Here is a 2,503-nt window from a genome sequence, read left to right as displayed (position 1 = left end):
TATAAAGGTAGATCTTCTTGAAGTAGTAGAGATTAAAGATCTAAAGGTTGCACCTGATATGGAAGCATTAAGATTAAACCTTTTATGAATTTTTCCTGTTGAAGGATCATAGATAAAATCAATTTCTCCACTACCATTAGTTCCTATATTGCCAATATTATCTGGTTTTACCCCTGAGATGATATTGTTTATATTATCAAGTTGTCCTAGATCGAGATTACCCTCATCTATAGTGATTTTATCAGCACTTACATTTCCATTTCCACCTACAATTATAGTGTCTAATTTACCTGTATCTTTATCTGTAGTAACAAGCCAATCTTTGATTCCAACACTACCACTACCATTGTTAGTTACTGTATTACCATGATCATCTTTACCTACTGAGCCTTGGTTGGAGATTTCAACTTGTGCTGATCCTGAAACAGTGATGCCGTTATTTATGGTTGAGCCTTGTGAATTGGAAATACTAGTGTTTCCACTTCCTGAAGAACTAATACCTCCACTAATAGTTCCTCCATTGCTATTGCTAATTACCATATCAGCACTACCTGTGCTTTCAATCTTACCACCGATATTACCTGAGTTAGAAATTTCAAGTTTATTATCACTATTGTTAGTGATGGAACCTGAAATACCTGTATCAGAAGTAGAGGTGTTAGTGATGGAATCAAGTTTGCTATCTTTATCTACAGTAATTGAACCAGAAATAGCTCCATTACCCGTATTGGTAATGGAATCAATACTACTACCACCACTTACTTGAACACTTCCTGAGATACTTCCATTACCTTGATTAACAAGACCACCTTCTACCTTAGCTCCACCTTCTATCTTGATATCACTACCTATAGAAGCATTACCTGTATTGATTATATTTCCTTCAAGTTTAGTGTTTTCCCCACTAACAGTAATACCACCTGTTATACTTCCTGAGCCAGAGTTAGATATGGCTTGATTCGAAGTAGCCGTGACGGTTGCTCCATCTTTTATGGTTATAGAGCCTGTTATTTTTCCATTTGAATTAGATATACCAGCACCACTTCCACCTTCTACTCTAGAACCTTTTCCAGATAAAATCATTTCTCCGCTTAAAGAGGCCGAGTTTATCAATCTTATACCATGAACCTTACCTTTTATAATACCACCGTTTTTAAGTTCTATTTTTTGAGCACTTGATCCAGTTTCTAAGGAAATTCCATAATTATCGCTATAAATTCCGCTCACTGTGCCATCTTTTTTTGAGCTTGTTCCATCTATGTATAAATCACCTAAACTTTGCCATTGACCCACTCCTATTCCTATGTATTTGCCATAAACTACACCTCCATCTTTTATGGTAAGTGTTCCAAATTTACCATAAGTTACAACTATACCAGTATAATTTGATTGTATAGTTCCTGTGTTGATGATGTTTTCTATGGCACCGCCACTTTCGAGTTTTATACCAGCATGATCACTATGATTACCACTAGATATTATAACTCCTGAATTTACAAGAGTTTTTATGTTGCCACCTGCTACAAATACACCAGAAGAGCTACCATTGATAGTTCCTAAATTATTTAGGTTTTCTATGGTAGCCCAACTTACATTTACTCCATTGGAAGAACCATTTATGCTGCCACTATTACTAAAACTTATTATAGTTCCTTCAGATAGACCTACACCTTGACTTCCGCTAATAAAACCACTGTTATTAAAGGTTTTTATGCTGGTATGTCCTCCTTCAAAATAAACACCTAAATCGCTAGGAGATTGAATGGTTCCACTATTGTTAAATTTATCTATGCTAAGGGTTCCTGAGTTACCTCCCCAAATTCCCATGTAAATTTGTTCATTAATTTGACCTGTATTTTCAAAGGTGTTGACAGCAATAGTTCCTGTAAAATCGTTATCATGTTCTACAGCTATCTTGCCATTGATGGTTCCATTATTGGTAAGATTTGCAAGAGTGAGAGTATTGCTACCACTAGCATGAGCATAGATGATTCTATCGTTATTACCTGTACTGCCTAGAGTTCCACCTGATTGAATTATTATGGTATGTGGTCCCTGATCGGTAATGTTGATTTGATTGCTTATTGAGCCACTTACAGTTGTATCAATTCTAGCTTCAGGAGTATAAACACTTGCTGATCTAGCTTTAGTATTTTTATTAACTTCATCATAAGTTTTTATTTCAGGAGTAAGTGTGGCATTAGCATAACTTGCCAAAAAAGAAATAGTAGCTAAAGATAAAACTATCTTTTTAGAATTCAAACAGGGTTCTTTAACCCCCCCCCGTAGACACCTTACTTAAAATAATATTTTTACTCAAATATTTTTCTCCTTCCTTATTTAAAATGATTTATTTTGAAATTAATTTCATATTATTTATTTTTTAATAATAATATAAAATATAAAAATAAAATAGCGGAATAATAAAATATTTGAACTTAAAGTATAATTAAATACTGATTATTATATAATTATAAAATTTCAATTTAAATTTTATTTTATA

The 2,503-nt window shown here is 33.4% G+C and carries 1 pseudogene; it reads right to left on the bottom strand.

Going from position 1 to position 2,503, the window contains the following annotated elements:
- Positions 1–2,320 (bottom strand): annotated as a pseudogene (locus AJN64_RS01615) (beta strand repeat-containing protein); the annotation flags it as partial.
- Positions 2,321–2,503 lie beyond the last annotated feature (183 nt).

The sequence above is a fragment of the Campylobacter sp. BCW_4332 genome (assembly GCF_001763175.1).
Taxonomy (GTDB): Bacteria; Campylobacterota; Campylobacteria; order Campylobacterales; family Campylobacteraceae; genus Campylobacter_D; species Campylobacter_D jejuni.
The sequence above is the reverse complement of the archived record's forward strand: the minus strand, read 5'-3'. Positions and strand labels throughout refer to the sequence as shown.